Below are 17,691 nucleotides of genomic sequence, written 5' to 3'. Positions count from 1 at the left end.
CCCCAGCTGTCGACCCAGTTCAGCTGGGCGACAACGGAATCGCACCACCCAGTCGACGAGCCACCGACCCGTACCGCGCATCCAACCGCATCCAGGTCCGCGTCGCGCGAACCCTGACCAGCTCCGACGGCTGAATCCGCCGCGACTCCGCCTTCTCCCCCGCGTGCGGAATGAAGTCCATCGCGGTCAGCGCGAACACCACCCGCATGGGCACCTGCACCTCGAGATCGCCCGCACCGGTCACAGTCAGCACCGACTGGTCGAGCAACGACGCAGGCGGCCCATGAGCTCCACCGTGCTCCCGTGCGACATCGGCACCGCGTTCGGCCAGTTCGACCAGAGCCCGGGCGGGAACATCGTCGACATGGGTGAACCCGTCCGTCGGCGGCAGCGCGCCACGCCAGGCCGAGTCCATCGAATAGCCGAGATCGACCGGGTGACCGGTGCCCAGACCGGCCAGAACCATGTCCGCACCGACCGTGACATCGTCGACGCCGAGTTCCGCGGTGATCGTGCGCACCGCGAGGGTCTCGAACCCCGTTGCCACCCAGGCGGACACGAGACTGGAACCGCGCCGCCGCAACCGGACGACCGCAGCCGGGTCCAGACGGAGGGCACGGCCGAGGAAGGTGGCCAGGTTTTCGCGTTCGGCCGGGTCGGGCGTGTGGAGCACCCGTTGTTCGGAGGAGCTCACGGCCTTCAGGCCCGCCACAGGGCCAGATAGTCGCGTTCGGACTCGCTGAGCCTGCGCAGCCGCTGGGTATCGATGTCGAACGCGGCGAGCTGGGTGGTCGCGATGACCGCGGGCGGCGAATCGGGGGCCGCGCCGCTGGCCCGCACCTCGTAGCCGATGGTGAAATCGACCGCGCGCAATTGCTCGACCCACATGGCGATGTCGAGCGGCGTGTCCTCGTGGCGCAACTGCCCGCGGTACTTCACATGCAGGTCGACCAGCACACAACCCTGCCGCCCCATCGACGCCGTCGGCTTGTCGTCGTCGAACAGCCACGGAATCCGCGCCTCTTCCAGCAGGGTCACCATCCGAGCGTGGTTGACATGCTGGAACACGTCCATATCCGACCAGCGGATCTCGACCTTCGCGTGAAAACGCTGCGGCAACACCAGCTCCGGTGCCGGCGTGCCGGTGTTGCCGTTCGGCGAACTCGTCACCGTGGTACCTCCGATTGGGCGCCCACCCCGCTCACCATGCTCCGCACCTGTCGCGCGGCAACCGACAGTGTGGCGAGGTCGTGGGTCCCGGACTCGAACAGCTCCGACAGGGCCGCGCGCGCACGACCCAGCCGGGACTGGTTCTTCGACTCCCAGTATGCAATTTTCTCGTCGGGAGTTTCCTCCGGGTCACCCGCGGACAACACATCGAGGGTGAGCGAGCGCAACGAACCGTACATGTCGTCGCGCAGGGCGAGCCTGGCCAGCGCGTGCCAGCGATCGCCGCGTTCGAGATGGCTCACCGCCTCGAGCAGCCAGTCGATCTTGAGATGATCGTTGAGCGCGTAATACAGGGCGCCCACCTCGGCGCCGTCGCGATCAGTGATGTCGGCGATGTCGACGATGTCGAGCAGCGGGAACAGCCCGAGCAGCCCGAATACCTCGGTGGCCAGGTCGGTCGGCGCGCCGCGGGCGATCAGCTCGGCGGCGCCCTGGGTGAGGGAGGTGACGTGGTGCCCGCGCAACCAGCCCGGCACCTGCGGCGCCAGCTCCTGCACCCGGCGGTGATAGCGGTTGATCTCGGCGCCGACCGCGATCGGCTGCGGCCGGTTGCTCAGCAACCAGCGCGATGCCCGGTCCAGCGTCCGCTTGGATTCCAATTCGAGCAGGTCACAGACCCCGGCGGAGGCGTCGGCGCTGCGGATGCGCGACCACACGTCATGGAGCTGGAAGATCTCGGTGGCCGCGGCGAACGCGCGCACCGTATCGCTGGTGGTGGCGCCGACCTCTTCGTTGAGGCGGTGGGCGTAGGTGATACCGCCGTAGTCGACGACCTCGTTGACGATCATCGTGGTGACGATCTCGCGGCGCAGCCGGTGCTTCTTGATGGCGGCACCGAACTGTTCCCGCAGTGGCGTCGGGAAGTACAGGGGCAGCTTCCTCGCGAAATAGGCGCTGTCGGGCAGATCGGTGTCGAGCAGGTCGGCCTTGAGCCCGAGCTTCACGTGCGCGAGCAGGTTGGCCAGTTCGGGTGAGGCGAGCCCGGCGCCCTCCTCGCCACGGCGAGCCAGCTCGGCGGTCGAGGGCAGCGCTTCGAGCTCGCGGTCGAGGCCACGTCGCTGTTCGAGGTCGGCGATCACACGGCCGTGCACATTGAGCATCTGGCGCGCGTCGGTGCGGGCGATACCGATCAGGGTGTTCTGATCGACGTTGTCCTGCAACACCATTCGTGCGACCTCGTCGGTCATCGAGGCCAGCAGCGGATTGCGGTCGGCGGGCGCGAGACCCCCCGCGCTGACCACGCCGTCGAGCAGGACCTTGATATTGACCTCGTGGTCGGAGCAGTCGACGCCCGCGGAGTTGTCGAGCGCGTCGGTGTTCATCTTGCCGCCCGCACGGCAGAACTCGATCCGGCCGAGCGCGGTGGCGCCCAGGTTGCCGCCTTCGCCGATCACCTTGACCCGCAATTGGTTTCCGTTGACGCGCACCGCGTCGTTGGACTTGTCACCCACCTCGGCATTGGATTCGGTGCTCGCCTTCACGTAGGTGCCGATGCCGCCGTTCCACAGCAACTGCACCGGCGCGAGCAGGATCGCGCGCACGAGCTCCGGCGGCGAGAGCTTCTGCACCGAGTCGGGCAGGCCGAGCGCCGTCCTCGCCTGCGGCGAGATCGGCACCGACTTCACGGTCCGTTCGAAGACCCCGCCGCCCTCGCTGATCAGGCTCCGGTCGTAGTCGGCCCACGAGGATCGCGGCAGCGCGAACAACCGCTCACGTTCGGCGAACGAACTGGCGGCGTCGGGGTTCGGGTCGAGGAAGATGTGCCGGTGGTCGAACGCGGCGACCAGCCGGATGTGCGGCGAGAGCAGCATGCCGTTGCCGAACACGTCACCACTCATGTCGCCGACGCCGACAACCGTGAATTCGTGGCTCTGGGTGTCGATGTCCATCTCCCGGAAATGGCGCTTGACCGCTTCCCACGCACCCTTGGCGGTGATGCCCATCGCCTTGTGGTCGTACCCTGCCGAGCCGCCGGAGGCGAAGGCGTCGCCGAGCCAGAAGCCGTAGCGCGTGGCCACATCGTTGGCGATATCGGAGAAGCTGGCGGTGCCCTTGTCGGCAGCGACCACCAGGTAGGTGTCGTCGCCGTCGCGGCGGACCACCCGATCCGGCGGCAGCACCGCGCCGGTGGCCAGGTCGACATTGTCGGTGACGTCGAGCAGCCCGGAGATGAAGGTGCGATAGCAGGCAACGCCCTCGGCGATACTCGCCTGGCGGTCGACCACCGGGTCACCGATCGCGGCGGGCGGTCGCTTCACCACGAAACCGCCCTTGGCGCCGACCGGCACGATCACCGCGTTCTTCACTGCCTGCGCCTTCACCAGACCGAGGATCTCGGTGCGGAAATCCTCGAGGCGGTCCGACCAGCGCAGGCCACCGCGCGCCACCGAGCCGAACCGCAGATGCACACCCTCGACTCGCGGTGAGTACACGAAGATCTCGAATTGCGGTCGCGGCTTGGGCAATTCGGCGATCTCGCGCGGCTCGACCTTCAGCGCCAGGTAGTCACGCGGGCGACCTTCGGCGTCGAGAACATAGTTGTTGGTGCGCAGCGTGGCCTTGATCAGACCGAGGATGGCGCGCAGGATGCGGTCGGCGTCCATGCTGACCACCTCGTCGATCCCGGCCCGCACCCGCGTCTCGAGCTCGACGGCCGCCTCGACGGAGACGGTGGCCGGATCGAAGCGGGCGGCGAACAGGTCGACGAAATCGCGCGCGACCTCCGGATGAGCCAGCAACACGCGGGCGATATTCACCTGGGAGTACGGGAATCCGGCCTGCTGGAGATATTTCGCGTACGCGCGCAGGATCGCGACCGCCCGCCACGGCAGGCCGGCGCGCAGCACGAGTTCGTTGAGACCGTCGGCTTCAGCCCGGTCGTACCAGACCGCCTCGAAGGCGTCGGTGAACCGGGTACGCAGGGCGTCGAGATCGCCGGGGGATTCGAGCAGTGCGGCGTCGAGATCGCCGCCCAGTGCGTTGCGCAGCAGCTCCGGGCGGGCCTGCAAGCCGAAATCGTAGATCCAGCGTTCGGCGCCGCCTTCGTACTCGAGCTGGTAGGGCCGTTCATCGACCACCTCGACACCCAGGCTCTGCAACACCGGAAGCACCTGGCTCAGCGAGACACCGCAACCGGCGATGTAGAGGCTGAAGCGCCACGAACCGGGCGCCGCTTCGGGCCTGCGGTAGAGGTGCTGCCCGATGCCGCCTTCGGTGAGTCGCTCGAGGCGCACGATGTCGGCCAGCGCGCGGGCGGGCGCGAAGTCCTCTTTGTAGCTTTCGGGCAGTGCCTCCGAATACCGTTTGACCAGCGCGGGATCGAGCACGGTGGAGGAGGCGACCGCGTCGCCGATCCGGTCGTCCCAGGTGTGACTGGCCGCGTTGAGCAGGCCCTGCAGACGCAGCCGGTTGTCCTCGGAGGTGTCGGGGCCTGCCGCGCCGGTTGCCTCGGCGGGCATCATCACCGTGAAATACACACTGGCGAGCTCACCTTCGCTCACCCGCGCCGAGTAGTCGATATCCACGCCACCGAGTTCGGCGACCAGGATCTCCTGCATCTCCAGGCGTACCGCGGTGGTGTAGCGATCGCGCGGCAGGTACACCATGCAGGCCACGAAGCGGCCGTAGCCGTCGCTACGCAGGAAGAGCCGAACCTGCCTGCGCAGGCCGACGCCGAGCACCGCGACGGCGGTGCGGCGCATGGTCTCGGTATCGGCCGAGAACAGTTCGGTGCGCGGGAACGACTCGATCACCTCGAGCATCGCCTGCCCGGAGAAGGAATCCTTGTCGAACCCGGCGCCTTCGATCGCGGTCCGCACCCGGCGATTGATCACCGGGATGTCGAGTACGTTCTCGTGCACCGCGCTGACGGTGAACACTCCGATGAACAGGTGCACACCCACCTCGGCGCCCGTGTCGTCGACATCGGCGACACCGACGAAGTACGGGTACACCGAGCGGTGCACAGTCGCGCGCACCAGGCCCTGGGTGAGCAGCAGCAACGGGCGGTCTTCACCGTTGATGGGCACTTTGAAATCGGTACCGACATCGGGGCGGAGGACCCCCAGGCTCGCACCGGGCACCACGGTCGACACCGTGTGGCCGTCCTCGACGCCGCGTCGGTAGCGGGCATAACCCAGCAGGGTGAAATTGCCCGCGGCCAGCCACCGCAGCAGCTGGGCACAATCGGCCACATCGACGCCGGGGAACGGCGTGGAGCCCCGGGCCGCAGACCGGTCGAGCGCGTCGGCGAGTGAGCTCTGCACCGCGGCCATGGCCTCGGTGTCGTCGATCACCTGGCGGACGTCGTCGATCACCTCGGGCATGGTGTGTTCGATGAGATCGAGCTGGGCCCGGCTGGTCGACGGGTGCAGCTGCAGGTGCATCCACGATTCGGTGAGCCCGGTCGCGCCGTGGCCGTCCACCTCGTGTGCCGCGGCGCCGGTGAGGTGGCCCTTCTCGTCGCGGATGACCTCGAAGATCGGGTGGATCACCTCGGAGACGCTCACCTGCATCCGGCCCAGCGCCGCGGTGATCGACTCCACCAGCAGGGGCATGTCGTCGGTGACGACCTGAACCGCGGCGCCCATCCCGGTCCCGTCGTCGGGATGGTGCACCCGCACGCTGGCCTTGCCCGGCATCCGAACGGCGGCCAATTCCATGTGGTGCCGGAAGATCTGGGTGATTCCGGGAATCGGGAAGTCCACGTCACCGGCATCGACGTGTCGGAAATACGCCTCCTCGAGAGTCGCGAGATCGCCGCGCAAGCTCTGCGGCATTCCCGCGGCCCACGCCGCGCTGGAGATTTCCGACGAGACCGTCATCGTTTTGCCCACTCCCATGGATTGTGGTTCGCTTCGATTTCGCAACGCAGGTGACGCATTTTCGAGACTAGCTCCGGGTACTCGAACACGCTGAGGGAATTCGGGCTTGCCGCGCCGGTAACTTGCGGAATGCTGGGTGAACGCCAGGGGGCACCGTTCGGCACAACGCCGACGGCCCGGCGAAGCGACCGTTCACAGATCGTTCCACCGGGCCGTCACGCGGGCCGCGCGTCTCAGTCGCGCGTCAGCTTGCGGTGCGTAACACGGTGCGGGCGAGCGGCTTCGGCGCCGAGACGCTCGATCTTGTTCGCCTCGTAGGCCTCGAAGTTGCCCTCGAACCAGTACCACTTGGCATCGTTGTCGTTGTCGCCCTCCCACGCCAGGATGTGGGTGCAGGTGCGATCGAGGAACCACCGGTCGTGGGAGATCACCACGGCGCAGCCGGGGAACTGATCGAGCGCGTTCTCGAGCGAACTGAGAGTTTCGACGTCGAGGTCGTTGGTCGGTTCGTCGAGCAGGATCAGGTTGCCACCCTCTTTGAGGGTCAGCGCCAGGTTCAGGCGGTTGCGCTCACCGCCGGAGAGCACACCGGCCGGCTTCTGCTGATCCGGGCCCTTGAACCCGAATGCGCTGACGTAGGCGCGCGAGGGCATCTCCTGGCTGCCGACCTGGATGAAGTCCAGACCTTCGGAGACGACCTGCCAGACGTTCTTCTTCGGGTCGATGCCTCCGCGGTTCTGGTCGACATAGCTCAGCTTGACCGTCTCGCCGACCTTCACCTCACCGCTGTCAGGCGATTCGAGACCGACGATGGTCTTGAACAACGTGGTCTTACCCACACCGTTGGGTCCGATGACGCCGACGATGCCGTTGCGCGGCAACGTGAACGACAGATCCTTGATGAGCTGACGGTCGCCGAAGCCCTTGTCCAGGTGCGACACGTTGACCACGATGTCGCCCAGGCGCGGACCCGCGGGGATCTGGATCTCCTCGAAGTCCAACTTGCGGTGCTTCTCGGCCTCGGCCGCCATCTCCTCGTAGCGACCCAGGCGAGCCTTGTTCTTGGCCTGACGAGCCTTGGCGCCGGACCGCACCCACGCCAGTTCGTCCTTGAGTCGCTTCTGCAGCTTCTGGTCCTTCTTGCCCTGGACCTCGAGACGCTGCGCCTTCTTCTCCAGGTAGGTGGAGTAGTTGCCCTCGTAGGGGTAGGCGCGGCCACGGTCGAGCTCGAGGATCCACTCGGCGACATTGTCGAGGAAGTACCGGTCGTGGGTGACGGCCAGCACAGCGCCCGGGTAATCGGCGAGGTGCTTCTCGAGCCAGAGCACACTCTCGGCGTCGAGGTGGTTGGTCGGTTCGTCGAGCAGCAGCAGATCGGGCTTGCTCAGCAGCAGCTTGCACAGCGCGACGCGGCGGCGCTCACCACCGGAGAGGTTGGTGACCGGCTCGTCCGGCGGCGGGCAACGCAGTGCGTCCATGGCCTGCTCGAGCTGGGAGTCGACATCCCAGGCATCGGCGTGGTCGAGGAACTCCTGGAGTTTGCCCATTTCGTCCATGAGCTCATCGGAGTAGTCGGTGGCCATCAGTTCAGCGATCTCGTTGAACCGATCCAGCTTGACCTTGACCTCGCCGAGGCCCTCCTCCACGTTGCCGCGGACGGTCTTCTCCTCGTTGAGCGGCGGCTCCTGCTGGAGGATGCCGACCGTGGCGCCCGCGCCGAGGAACGCCTCACCGTTGTTGGGCCGGTCCAGTCCCGCCATGATCTTCAGCACGCTGGATTTACCCGCGCCGTTGGGACCCACCACACCGATCTTGGCGCCGGGAAGGAAGTTCAAGTACACGTCGTCGAGGATGACTTTGTCGCCGTGTGCTTTGCGAACCTTGATCATCTGATAAATGAACTCAGCCATACGCGGAAGCCTATCGGTGGGAGAAACGGGGACGGGATACGGAAGGGTCGAGTGCCGCGGAAACGACCCTCATGCGTCGACCTGCTCGGCACCGTTGGTGCTCGACACCACGTCCGGCGATCGCGCGGGGACAGCATCCGCCACGGTCGTACAGGCTACGGCAACAGCTTCGGTCGACGCATACCCGGTGGCAGCGTCGTCGGCCTTCGGTAGCGCAGCGCTGCGGGCGTCGGAAATATTCCGCACCGCCGCATGCGGCAACGATCGCAGGCCCTCGGACCGGCGGACAACGCTCGCGTGGCATCGCGCCAGATCGGGCCCGACCGCTACCGCGCGCATCTCCAGATCCCGCCGCTCGGTTCCGTCCTTGCCGCGGTACTCATGCGAGCGGAGTTGTCCGTAGGCGATCACCGGATCGCCGCGGTGCAACGATCGATCCACCCCTGCCACCAACCTGCGCCAGCACGAGACCGTGAGATACAACGTGCCGTTGTCGGTCCACTCCCCCGTTTTGACGTCGAATCGCCGCGAATTGCTCGCCATCCGGAACGTCAGCATCTGCTCGCCGTTGCTGAGATCGCGCCGCACCGGATGGGTGATGACGGTCCCGATCACCGTCGCGTGTGCCTCGTACATCGTGCTCGCCCCCCGCTCGAATCCACCGTTGTCGCTCTGACCACCCAAGAATGACCTGGCGAACGGGGGTGCGGGAGGCACGGAGCGAATCTGTGGATGAATCGGGCGGTTGTGGACAACTCCGGTGTCAGAACAAGGTCGGTGTCAGAGCACAGGAAGCTCGGTGTTCGCTCCGCACAGGACCACGATCGGCCGTACGCCGGGCTCCGGGGTGTACGCACCGCTCTGCACGGCGGCCAGCGCGGCGGCACCTTCGAGCTCGACCACCACACGGAACTCGCGCCAGAGGTACTCGCGCGCGGCGGCGACCGCGTCGTCGGCCACCGCGACCGCCGGCATCTGGTGACGCTGGGCGATGCCGAAGGCGATATCGCCGACCCTGGTCGCGCACAGCAGTTCGGTGGCGCGCGCCGGCACGTCGATATCGACCGGCGCGCCCGCCGCGAGTGCCGCCGAGAGCACCGGTATGTGCTCGGATTCGATGCCGACGATCTCCCTGCGCTTGCCCAGCGCCGCCCCGAGGCCCGCGATCAGCCCACCGCCGCCGACCGCGGCCAGCACCGGCGGCCTGCCGCGCACCTGTTCCTCCAGCTCGAGCCCGATGACACCGGCGCCCGCCACCACAGCGGGCATGTCGTAGGCATGCAGATGGTCGGCCCCGCGCTCGGCGGCCAGGGTGAGCGCCCGGCGTTGCGCCTCGGCGTACGTCGTTCCGTGCCACAGCACTTCGGCGCCGTGCGCCCACATCGCGGCCACCTTGGTGTGCGGCGCGGATTCCGGCACGACGATCGTGCATTCCTTGCCGAGCTGCGCCGCGGCCAGCGCGACCGCGATGCCCGCGTTGCCCGCCGAGGCGACAACCACATGGTCGGCGCCACTGTCGGCGGACAGCAGGGCGTTGAGCGCTCCACGCACCGTGAATGTGCCGCCGTGCTGCAGGAACTCCATTTTCAGTGACACCGGCACCGGCCCGTCCGGCCCGTCCACGCTCGTGTGGAACACCGGTGTCTTGCGCACCCGCCCGGCCAGCCGCCGCCGTGCCGCCCGTACATCGGTGCGCAGCACCCGCTCCGGTTCGGCCCGCTCGGTCGATTCGCTCGACGGCACACCGAATCCGCTCACCGGCGGACCTCGCCGTCACGCCGCGCCAGCTCGGCGTACATCGCGTTGTAGGCGGTCAGGTCGGCGTCGTTGTCGCGATCGGCGGCCCGGTCGGTGCGCTTGGCCAGCTTGGTGTCGCTGCGTGACCACTGGATCAGCAGGGCGAGCATCACCACCACCAGCGGCACCTCACCGCTGGCCCAGGCGAAACTGCCGCCGTTGCGCTGGTCGGCGAGCAGGTCGATGTTCCAGCCGAGGTCGAGGGTGCGATAGAACCAGTCGCCGAGCACCGTGGTCATGCTCATCAGCGCGATACCGAAGAACGCGTGGAACGGCAGCGTGCCGAACACCATCGCGAGCTTGGTCAGCGGCGCGACCTCGCGCGGTTTGGGATCGATGCCGATCACCACCCAGTAGAACAGGTAGCCGCTGAGCAGGAAGTGCGTGTTCATCATCAGGTGGGCGGCGTGGGAGTCGACAGAGGCGTCGAAGATGCCGCCCAGGTACAGCGCGTAGAACCCGGCGACGAAGATCAGCGACGCCACCACGGGCTGGGTGAGGAACCGCGAGACCGGGTTGTGCACGGCCGCCAGAATCCACTCGCGCGGGCCCGGCACACCACCGCGCCCCGCGGGCGGGAGCGCACGCAAGGCCAGGGTCACCGCGCCGCCGAGGGCGAGCAGGATCGGCGCCAGCATCGACAACGCCATATGCGCGCCCATGTGCACGCTGAACATCGCCGGTGCGTAGCGCCCGACCCCCGACGACGTGGCCAGCAACAGCACCAGGCAGCCACTGCACCAGGCGATGGTTCGCCCGAGCGGCCAGGCATCGCCGCGCTTGCGCAGCCGGTAGACGCCGAGCAGGTAGAGCGCGGCGAGCACGATCGCCAGGGTTCCGAAGATCAGGTCGAAACGCCAGTCGAACAGCAGGCGAGTCACGGTCGGCGGGCCCGCGAGGGTGTAGCCCAGCTCCACCTCGACCGGCGTCGGCACCGCGGTCGGCGGCGGCGGCGGGGTGCGGCCGAGGCCCACCGCCAGACCGATGGTCGCCGCGAAGATCAGCATCTCCACACCCGCGAAACGGATGAGCGCGCCGCGGTCGCGCGAGTCGGCGGCCAGCGCGGGCAACGCGGCCCGTCGCTGCAGGTAGCCGATGGCGCCGAGCACCAGCAGCGCGGCCGCTTTCGCGAGCACCAGCCTGCCGTACGTGGTGGTGAACAGGTCCGAGACGGGCACCCGCACCCAGGCGTTGACGACGCCGCTGAGGCCGATCACCACGATCGAGATGGTCGCGGCCACCGAGAACCGGCGGGCGGCGATATCGGTGTTCGCGCCCCCGCGCATCGCGTGCGCCAGCACCGCGATCAGCCCGCCGACCCAGACCGACGCCGACACCATGTGCAGGATCAGCGAGTTGGTCGCCACGTCGTGGGAGCCGCCGGAGGACGAGTGCCCGGTCAGTGCCAGCGGCATCATCGTCACCAAGGCGCCTGCCAGCAGCACCGGCGTCCAGCCCCAGCGCAGCGCGCACCGGCAGCCGATCGCCACGATCAGCGCGAACAACACCGTCGTCCGCCAAGCGCCCGCCACCTCGACCTGCGTGATCACCGGCCACAGCACTTCGGGTCGCCAGATAGCACTCACCGGCTGACCGGTCGTATCCGACACCGTCAACGGCACCAACAGCGCCGCGCTCGCGGCCCACACCAGCGCGGCGTCGGAAGCCCGGCGCACCGCGCGGTAGCCGCCCACCTCGAGCAGACCACCGTCACGCGGAGGCAGCAGGAACGCCGCGAACAACAGCGAGCCGACGGTCATCGCCGCGGCCAGATCGGCCACCGCGCGCAACGCGGGCAAACCATATGTTGTCAACGCCCCCGGATCGGGTATACCGAGCAAACTGAGCGCGTGCGCCGCCGACAATCCGACCACCATGGCCGCGACAACCGCGGCGATACACCCGGCCACGACGCTGAGCACACCGAACGGCGCCGCCGGACCCGAATCCGCCGGTGGTCCGCCGTCGACGGCAGGTCCAGCGCTGGGGTCCTGCGATAACGACATGACAACGAGGGTAGTTCGGCGTGCCCGGCGACGCCCCGATGGGGCGCTCCCCCGAGCCTGCGCCCGATGATCCGGTCGGTCGCTATACTTTTCGAGCTGGACAGCACGGCCGACTTCGGCCAAGGTGGATGCGACTGCCTCCGTAGCTCAGTTGGATAGAGCAAGGGCCTTCTAATCCCTAGGTCGCAGGTTCGATTCCTGCCGGGGGCGCAAATGGCTCCTGACCTGCACAGATTGCCGGTCAGGAGCCTTCTTCATTCTCGGCACAACGCTCCAACAGCTAGGAACTTTGCAGGTAGACTTCCTGCATGGGGCAGGATCTGGACGACATCGACGAGCTGCTCGAAGACTTCACGAGCGAGCTGCGGCAGCAGAACAAGTCGAAAGGCACGATCGACACCTATTCCAGGGACGTCAAGTACTTCCGCAAGTACCTGACCAGCGAGAATCTTCCTCCGACCCTCGAATCCCTGACCCGCCAAACGCTCGGCGCGTACATCGAGCACACACTGAATCGCCTGAACCAGCGCACACAAAAGCCGGTGACGCCGGAGTTCGCACATCGGCAGTACCGCAGTTTGCAGCAGTTCTGCAAGTACCTCGTTCGCGAGGAACTTCTCGAGGCGGACCCGTTCGCGAAGATGTCACCACCCACCGTTCCGGAGAAAAAGATCCCGGTCCCACCCCTCGCCGCGCTGCGCCAGATGCTCGCCGATTGCGACGGCGCGAGCTTCGATGACCGACGCGACTCGGCGATCATTCGGCTGATGGTCGACGCCGGCCCTCGCATCGGTGAGGTCGCGAACCTCGATCTCGATGCCCTCGACTTCACCGAGAACACCGTGATGGTCCTCGGCAAAGGACGTCGTCCGCGCACCCTGCCGTTCGGCGACAAGACACGCACTGCCCTACGCCGATACCTACGCGTCCGGTCCAAGCACACGTTCGCCGTGAACGACAATCCCGCGCTGTGGCTTGGAAGGTCTGGTCGCATGACCGCCTCGGGCATCCAGCAGATGATCGAGCGGCGTGCCGAAGCCGCGGGCATCGACCATATCCACCCTCACCAGCTTCGCCACTTCTTCGCGCACAACTGGCTCGCGAATGGGGGCCAGGAACAGGACCTGATGATGCTCGCCGGCTGGAGGTCACGTCAGATGATCAGCCGCTACGGGGCATCAGTAGCTGACGAACGCGCCCGTGACGCCCACCGCCGCGCTCGCCTGGGCGACCAGCTCTGAATTGCAAGGTCAAACAGCTTGTGCGCTGTGACGACGACGGAAGACCCAGCTCACTCTTGAGCACTGCGCCAATAGTTTAGCGGTGTTCAAACCCTCGGTGAACCATATAATTTGCACTACCTGGAGCCCAGGGGAGAACTTCCGGATGCACGGCACCGCCCCTCAGTATGACCCGCTAGGCCGACTGTGTATGCGCGGCGCTATAGGACTGACCAACTAATCTGTCGTTCGCGGCGGAGCCCGACCTCAGGGCCGTTGACACACGCTGATCGCGACATCGATACCGCCTTTTCGTTTTGTCACCAGCTGTTCGTTTGCAGCGCGTGGGCGGAAGATGCGATCGGGCAGACGTCGGAGTCGGCGTGGGTCGGATACCGCAAATGAGGAGGTAAGGGGGCCTAATCGTTACGCAGGGCCGTCTCAGCAGGCATAAGATCTGGTGTACATGTCGGGAGCCGGACTGGGTGGGTGATTATTTTGGTTAGTCAGGCGGAAGTTGTTTCCTTGGCGAACTCATACCGCAGGACCCTCGCAACTGGTGATGCGCAGTTGCCGAAATCCCCACTGGAAGTGGGCATTCTGCGAGCGCTGGTAGCCGCGTCTGCCGACGACAACGCTAGCTGGATAAGAAGAGCCGTCCCTAATGGCAACACGATTGTAGAGCCCTTAGATCAGCTTCTGCCGTACCTGAAAAAAGGCGACTTTGTAGGCCAGACCCTGAGCGCTGCCCGCAAGGTGCTGCTCCGTGAGGCAAAACACCTTATCCGCAATCAAGCGTTCAGCCAGTCCATGGTGTTCGTGTGGGTAACTTTTTCATCTCTGTTAGGCCTCATACTGCAAGGAGCAGCCACTGCGGGCGATGCAACCGGACGCACTGTCTACTGGCTGTTCTTCACGGGGGTGATAGCAGTAGGACCGCTGACAAGATTTATTTTTCTTTCGTGGCAAACCACCAGGCAATCGAATGCACCAGAGGCAGTGGCCAGTGGGGTCAGTAAATTCCTCGCCTACCCCACCCGCGTCGGCGAACGCGCATTCGGGGTCTTCGATCAGGCAATCGGTGACTGGCTGAGAAAAATTCACGCACCAGATGCTGAACTCCGAAAGTCAAAACTTCTTATTATACAAGCGCGCGCATGGGCTGGCCTGATCGTCTACGGCACCGCCGCGCTGGCGGTTGTCACGCTAGGTCTATTTCTGGTGAGTGCGGCCACCAGTTTTACCGAAGAACGCACGAAGCCGCTGATCCCTAGAGACGAGTGTTCCCAGATAGTCAGACCCGATCACTGCCCGGCTAGAACGATTACGCCCCTTCGGCGCCCGACACCGACCTATCCGACACCGCGCCCGACCCTGACCTATGGGCGCTGAGGCGAGTACCTAGATCAATTTCGGCTGGTAGCCGTGGTGACAGCTGGTGTGACCAAGTGACAGATGCGGTGGTCAGTCACAGGCGCCGACCCCGACCCCGACCCCGACGTTAATGGCCAGGTGACCGGGTGGATAATCGAACGTTTGTTCCCCTGGGTGTATGCCGTCAATACCTATCCCGATTAGGGCTTTTGCGTCGTGGACAGGTGTCCTCGTGGCAGGACCTGATCCGCCACGCTTGCCTCGCTAGATTTGCCGTGACCTGATCCCTGTGTGCGTGGCGGCTAGTAGCCTCGGACCTTGCCGTCCATCCAGGCGATGACGTCCAGGGTGCGCAGGACACTGATGTGTTCAGGGAGTCCGGCTATGTCGCGGATATGGCGGAGGCGCTTGTCGAGTTCATGGTCGTTGTGGCGCAGCGCGATCCGGATCGGTTCCAAGTGCTGACCCTGGGTGCCGAGGACGGCGGCGATGACGGTGTCCCAGATCGGGAGGAGTCGGGGTCGTTTGCGGGCGAGCAGTTTGCTGGCGATGGTGCGGCCGACGCCGGGAAGCTTGCGGAGCTGGGTGTCGAGTTGCCATGCCGGCCAGGACTGCGTGAGTGGGTCGTGTTCGTCGGCGAGGTCGCGGTCCGGTCCGATCTTTGCAAGCAGGTCGGCGAAGTGGTCGGCTCGGGTGGCGAGGATTTCACGCGCGGCCAGGGGCTTGACTTCGACCGACAGGAAGCTCACGGCGATGAGGTCGTCGGCGGTGAATCCATCGGAACGGTCGGTCGTGTCCCTGGTGGCGGTCCAGCTGTCAAAATAGGCACCGACGTAGCAGCGTCCGGCTTCGAGATACGGGTCGCCGTAGTAACGTCGCAGCGCGGCGATTGCGGCCGCATTGCCGGCGGTCTGCAAGGTCGAAGGTAGCGTCAGCGTCATGGCTGCTCGCGCGCGGTGCGCCACGCTTGGGCGGTGTCGTCTGCGAGGGCGTAGTAGTACTGGCCGTCCTGGCCGGGTGTGTCGCTGGGACCCCAGGTTCGGGTCCACGGAGCCTCGGATTCTCCGTACTTGCTGGTGATGGAGCGGCCGAATCCGGTCAGTGCGCCGCGTAGCTCGGCGACGCTGAGCCCCGTCTGTTTGGCGATCGCGTCGAGCGCGAGCGACTCCGGTGTGATCTGGACCAGTGCGTCCAGCATTGCCCCGACGCGAACGAAACTGGGTCTCTGGTCGCGCACAATCCACGAGAAGTCTTCGCCCCAGTCCGAGTCGCTGCTGACTGGTTTCGAGGCCGCGCCCTCACCCGGTGGTGCCCCGAGCAACGCGTAGACCTCCATCAATCGTGAACGGGGTACCTGAACCGTAACCAGATCATCGGAGGCGTCGGGTGGAAGCATCATGGCGGATGAGCCTTCCTCAATAGGATCTAGATGACATATGAGCCGTTCTGACTGTCTGCAATGAATGTCGTACCGACATGACATGCTGTTACATAGATTTTGGCGATTGTTTGACGGTTTTTCCGTTTGCACCGCCGCAGCGCAGTCGGCTTGCAAACGCATTCCCGTCGGTGCGCCGCCGGTGCTCTGGTCACCGCGATCGCCGGATTCGCCCCGGTCGCGACCATGCTGACCAGGCTGCTGTGGGCGCACTGCCCGGCCTGATCTACTTCGTTGCTCAACCGTTCCGCGGAACGGATCACCCACCTTTGCGACCCGCAATCATCCACCGCGTTACCACTCGCAACTGCCGCAAACTGCCAGAGGGGACTCAGAACAGCACCCGAGCGTGCGTTGTAGACGCCCTGGGTAACACTCGGACGTGAATACTCCACCACCGCAATGATTTACGTTGGCTACGTCGAGGACAGTCGATGTCTCACCCAAGGGAACATATGTGCGAATCGATTCGGCTCTACCTGCGCAACGGGCGCTGGACGGAACCGGCTCCCCGCTTCTGCCCGAACGGTCATCGTCTTGGGGCAGGTCGGTCACTCGTCAGCGTGATGCCGTGCGTCCGGATCGGCGGGCACCACCGATCGCACACGTGTTCGAGAACCGGCTTCGCCGTGCCGCACAGCGACAGGGGCTCCGGCTGGAGAAGTCCCGGGCCCGCGACCCCCGCGCGATCGGGTACGGCACCTATCAACTTGCCGATGAAGGCACAAACGCAGTCGTCTCAGCCGCTAGCCCGCGCGGGTACGGGCTGAACCTGGCCGAGGTCGACGGGATTCTCCACGGGTGAGCCGAAGTACGGGGAGGTGTCAGGACCGCTCCGCCGCTGCTTTCTGGCAGTTCCGGCATACGCCCGAGATCCGCTCCGTCGAGGCCCACTCGACGCGCTGATCTTCGGACAGCCCACGCCGCATGCGGCCCGCAGGTTTGCCGCACAGTGTTTTCAGCACCTCGTCAGTGCCGGGATCGGCAACCGCGTGCTTGGTGCTTGCGCCGGGGATCTCCTCGTGACCTCCACCACTGGTGAAGTTCGTCGTGTCGTGCGACGGTCCCCATACCTCCAGGACCGTGGTGTATCTAGTCATCCATTGACGGTAACCACGCGACTGCCGCAGACAGAAACAGCGCCAAAATGTGATATGACCTGCGTATATGTCGTCCCGCGGAATGGTTAGCGGTTCGGTGACCCGGAGGCCGGTAGGTGCGGGCTGTTGGGTAAAGTCAGGGGGCAAGTTCGCGGCCGGTCCAGGCGAGCCTGGGCGAGACTAGACGCGGCACGGCAGGGGATCTACCAGGGCCGCCGGACATCAGTCCGGCGGTCTTTTTGGTGCGCACGCTCGGATTCGATACGCGCTTGGATCGCGTCGACCGTGTGATGCTCCGGCGGTGCGGGCATAGGCCAGAGAATCGCGGCGATCAAGGCACCGGCCGGGATGCCGACCACGCCTGTCCACAAGACCCAGGTCATCATCCGTCTGCCCTCACGCCTGCGGTGTTCAGCGAAAGCGGTTCATGGTCGCGCGTTTCAGCGGCCTCGAGCCAATCGGCGACATTGGCCAAGGTGCCGAGGCAGACCACCCGGAACGGACTCGCGAGCGCCCAACCTTCCGGCGCTGGTTTCACGGTCATCGAACGGAGCGCGGCACGTTCGCGCAGGGCGTCCAACGTCTCTTGTATCGCCTTGCTCATGGCGCACCTTCCAGGTCGAAGTTGGTAGGCATCCGGTAGCGAGGCACAACACAGAGGGAGAACGTAAGGGGGTGGCCGTTCGGATCTGTCACTCGCTACCGGAGCCGTGTTCAACGTACGAACCTCCAGGTCAGCAGCACTACGACTTTGCTTCAGTTTGCTCGAAGTTGCGCAAATGCTGGTCAGCAC

13 protein-coding genes and 1 tRNA gene are annotated in these 17,691 nt (G+C 65.8%); 3 read left to right on the top strand and 11 right to left on the bottom strand.

The features are described 5' to 3' along the window. Positions 1 to 19: 19 nt before the first annotated feature. The 7 genes from ACFWFP_RS25895 to ACFWFP_RS25865 all read right to left on the bottom strand — a co-directional run bounded on the left by ACFWFP_RS25895 (position 20) and on the right by ACFWFP_RS25865 (position 11,766). Positions 20 to 712: a hypothetical protein gene (locus ACFWFP_RS25895; RefSeq protein ID WP_379299155.1), complete on the bottom strand. Its 693-nt coding sequence runs from the start codon at positions 710 to 712 to the stop codon at positions 20 to 22. Next, positions 700 to 1,170, bottom strand: a complete 471-nt coding sequence (locus ACFWFP_RS25890; protein WP_379299153.1) for an acyl-CoA thioesterase — start codon at positions 1,168 to 1,170, stop codon at positions 700 to 702. Before ACFWFP_RS25890 ends, ACFWFP_RS25895 begins: the two co-directional genes overlap by 13 nt. Beyond that, complete coding sequence (locus tag ACFWFP_RS25885) at positions 1,167 to 6,053, bottom strand: NAD-glutamate dehydrogenase (protein WP_379299151.1); 4,887 nt, start codon at positions 6,051 to 6,053, stop codon at positions 1,167 to 1,169. The genes ACFWFP_RS25890 and ACFWFP_RS25885 overlap by 4 nt, the downstream gene beginning before the upstream one ends. 233 nt (positions 6,054 to 6,286) lie before the next feature. After that, on the bottom strand, positions 6,287 to 7,963 hold the full coding sequence (ettA, locus tag ACFWFP_RS25880; RefSeq protein WP_379299149.1) for an energy-dependent translational throttle protein EttA: 1,677 nt from the start codon (positions 7,961 to 7,963) through the stop codon (positions 6,287 to 6,289). A gap of 69 nt (positions 7,964 to 8,032) precedes the next feature. Continuing rightward, the gene (locus ACFWFP_RS25875; RefSeq protein ID WP_379299147.1) at positions 8,033 to 8,599 is read right to left on the bottom strand and encodes a single-stranded DNA-binding protein; all 567 of its coding nucleotides are present in this window, start codon (positions 8,597 to 8,599) and stop codon (positions 8,033 to 8,035) included. Positions 8,600 to 8,743: 144 nt separating this feature from the next. After that, on the bottom strand, positions 8,744 to 9,721 hold the full coding sequence (locus ACFWFP_RS25870) for a serine/threonine dehydratase (protein ID WP_379299145.1): 978 nt from the start codon (positions 9,719 to 9,721) through the stop codon (positions 8,744 to 8,746). Beyond that, positions 9,718 to 11,766 carry a cytochrome c oxidase assembly protein gene (locus ACFWFP_RS25865; protein WP_379299143.1) on the bottom strand — a complete coding sequence of 683 codons (2,049 nt, stop codon included), beginning with the start codon at positions 11,764 to 11,766 and terminating at the stop codon, positions 9,718 to 9,720. Before ACFWFP_RS25865 ends, ACFWFP_RS25870 begins: the two co-directional genes overlap by 4 nt. A gap of 136 nt (positions 11,767 to 11,902) precedes the next feature. On the opposite strand from ACFWFP_RS25865, the gene ACFWFP_RS25860 reads away from it, so the two are divergent. The 3 genes from ACFWFP_RS25860 (at position 11,903) to ACFWFP_RS25850 (ending at position 14,378) form a co-directional block, all read left to right on the top strand. After that, positions 11,903 to 11,976, top strand: a tRNA-Arg gene (locus tag ACFWFP_RS25860). A 98-nt stretch (positions 11,977 to 12,074) separates the two neighbouring features. Continuing rightward, the gene (locus ACFWFP_RS25855; RefSeq protein ID WP_379299142.1) at positions 12,075 to 13,007 is read left to right on the top strand and encodes a tyrosine-type recombinase/integrase; all 933 of its coding nucleotides are present in this window, start codon (positions 12,075 to 12,077) and stop codon (positions 13,005 to 13,007) included. Positions 13,008 to 13,475: 468 nt separating this feature from the next. Further along, complete coding sequence (locus ACFWFP_RS25850; RefSeq protein ID WP_379299140.1) at positions 13,476 to 14,378, top strand: hypothetical protein; 903 nt, start codon at positions 13,476 to 13,478, stop codon at positions 14,376 to 14,378. 284 nt (positions 14,379 to 14,662) lie between these two features. Here ACFWFP_RS25850 and ACFWFP_RS25845 read toward each other — a convergent pair whose 3' ends face one another. The 4 genes from ACFWFP_RS25845 to ACFWFP_RS25830 form a co-directional block, all read right to left on the bottom strand. Next, entirely contained in the window at positions 14,663 to 15,325 is a 663-nt protein-coding gene (locus ACFWFP_RS25845) for a DUF6308 family protein (RefSeq protein ID WP_379299138.1), read from the bottom strand. After that, positions 15,298 to 15,759, bottom strand: coding sequence for a hypothetical protein (locus ACFWFP_RS25840; protein ID WP_379299136.1), 462 nt, complete (start codon positions 15,757 to 15,759; stop codon positions 15,298 to 15,300). The genes ACFWFP_RS25845 and ACFWFP_RS25840 overlap by 28 nt, the downstream gene beginning before the upstream one ends. 863 nt (positions 15,760 to 16,622) lie before the next feature. Continuing rightward, complete coding sequence (locus ACFWFP_RS25835) at positions 16,623 to 16,898, bottom strand: hypothetical protein (RefSeq protein ID WP_379299134.1); 276 nt, start codon at positions 16,896 to 16,898, stop codon at positions 16,623 to 16,625. Between the two features lie 382 nt (positions 16,899 to 17,280). Then, complete coding sequence (locus tag ACFWFP_RS25830; protein ID WP_379299132.1) at positions 17,281 to 17,502, bottom strand: hypothetical protein; 222 nt, start codon at positions 17,500 to 17,502, stop codon at positions 17,281 to 17,283. Positions 17,503 to 17,691: the final 189 nt, after the last annotated feature.

Source organism: Nocardia sp. NPDC060249 (genome assembly GCF_042728755.1).
GTDB lineage: Bacteria > Actinomycetota > Actinomycetes > Mycobacteriales > Mycobacteriaceae > Nocardia.
The sequence above is the reverse complement of the archived record's forward strand: the minus strand, read 5'-3'. Positions and strand labels throughout refer to the sequence as shown.

What these genes read in the sequence shown, in the direction of transcription:
- ACFWFP_RS25830 (WP_379299132.1), bottom strand. Translation starts at nt 17,502, where the DNA reads ATGAGCAAGGCGATACAAGAGACGTTGGACGCCCTGCGCGAACGTGCC.
- ACFWFP_RS25855 (WP_379299142.1), top strand. Translation starts at nt 12,075, where the DNA reads ATGGGGCAGGATCTGGACGACATCGACGAGCTGCTCGAAGACTTCACG.
- ACFWFP_RS25865 (WP_379299143.1), bottom strand. Translation starts at nt 11,766, where the DNA reads ATGTCGTTATCGCAGGACCCCAGCGCTGGACCTGCCGTCGACGGCGGA.
- ACFWFP_RS25875 (WP_379299147.1), bottom strand. Translation starts at nt 8,599, where the DNA reads ATGTACGAGGCACACGCGACGGTGATCGGGACCGTCATCACCCATCCG.
- ettA (WP_379299149.1), bottom strand. Translation starts at nt 7,963, where the DNA reads ATGGCTGAGTTCATTTATCAGATGATCAAGGTTCGCAAAGCACACGGC.
- ACFWFP_RS25840 (WP_379299136.1), bottom strand. Translation starts at nt 15,759, where the DNA reads ATGATGCTTCCACCCGACGCCTCCGATGATCTGGTTACGGTTCAGGTA.
- ACFWFP_RS25835 (WP_379299134.1), bottom strand. Translation starts at nt 16,898, where the DNA reads ATGACTAGATACACCACGGTCCTGGAGGTATGGGGACCGTCGCACGAC.
- ACFWFP_RS25885 (WP_379299151.1), bottom strand. Translation starts at nt 6,053, where the DNA reads ATGACGGTCTCGTCGGAAATCTCCAGCGCGGCGTGGGCCGCGGGAATG.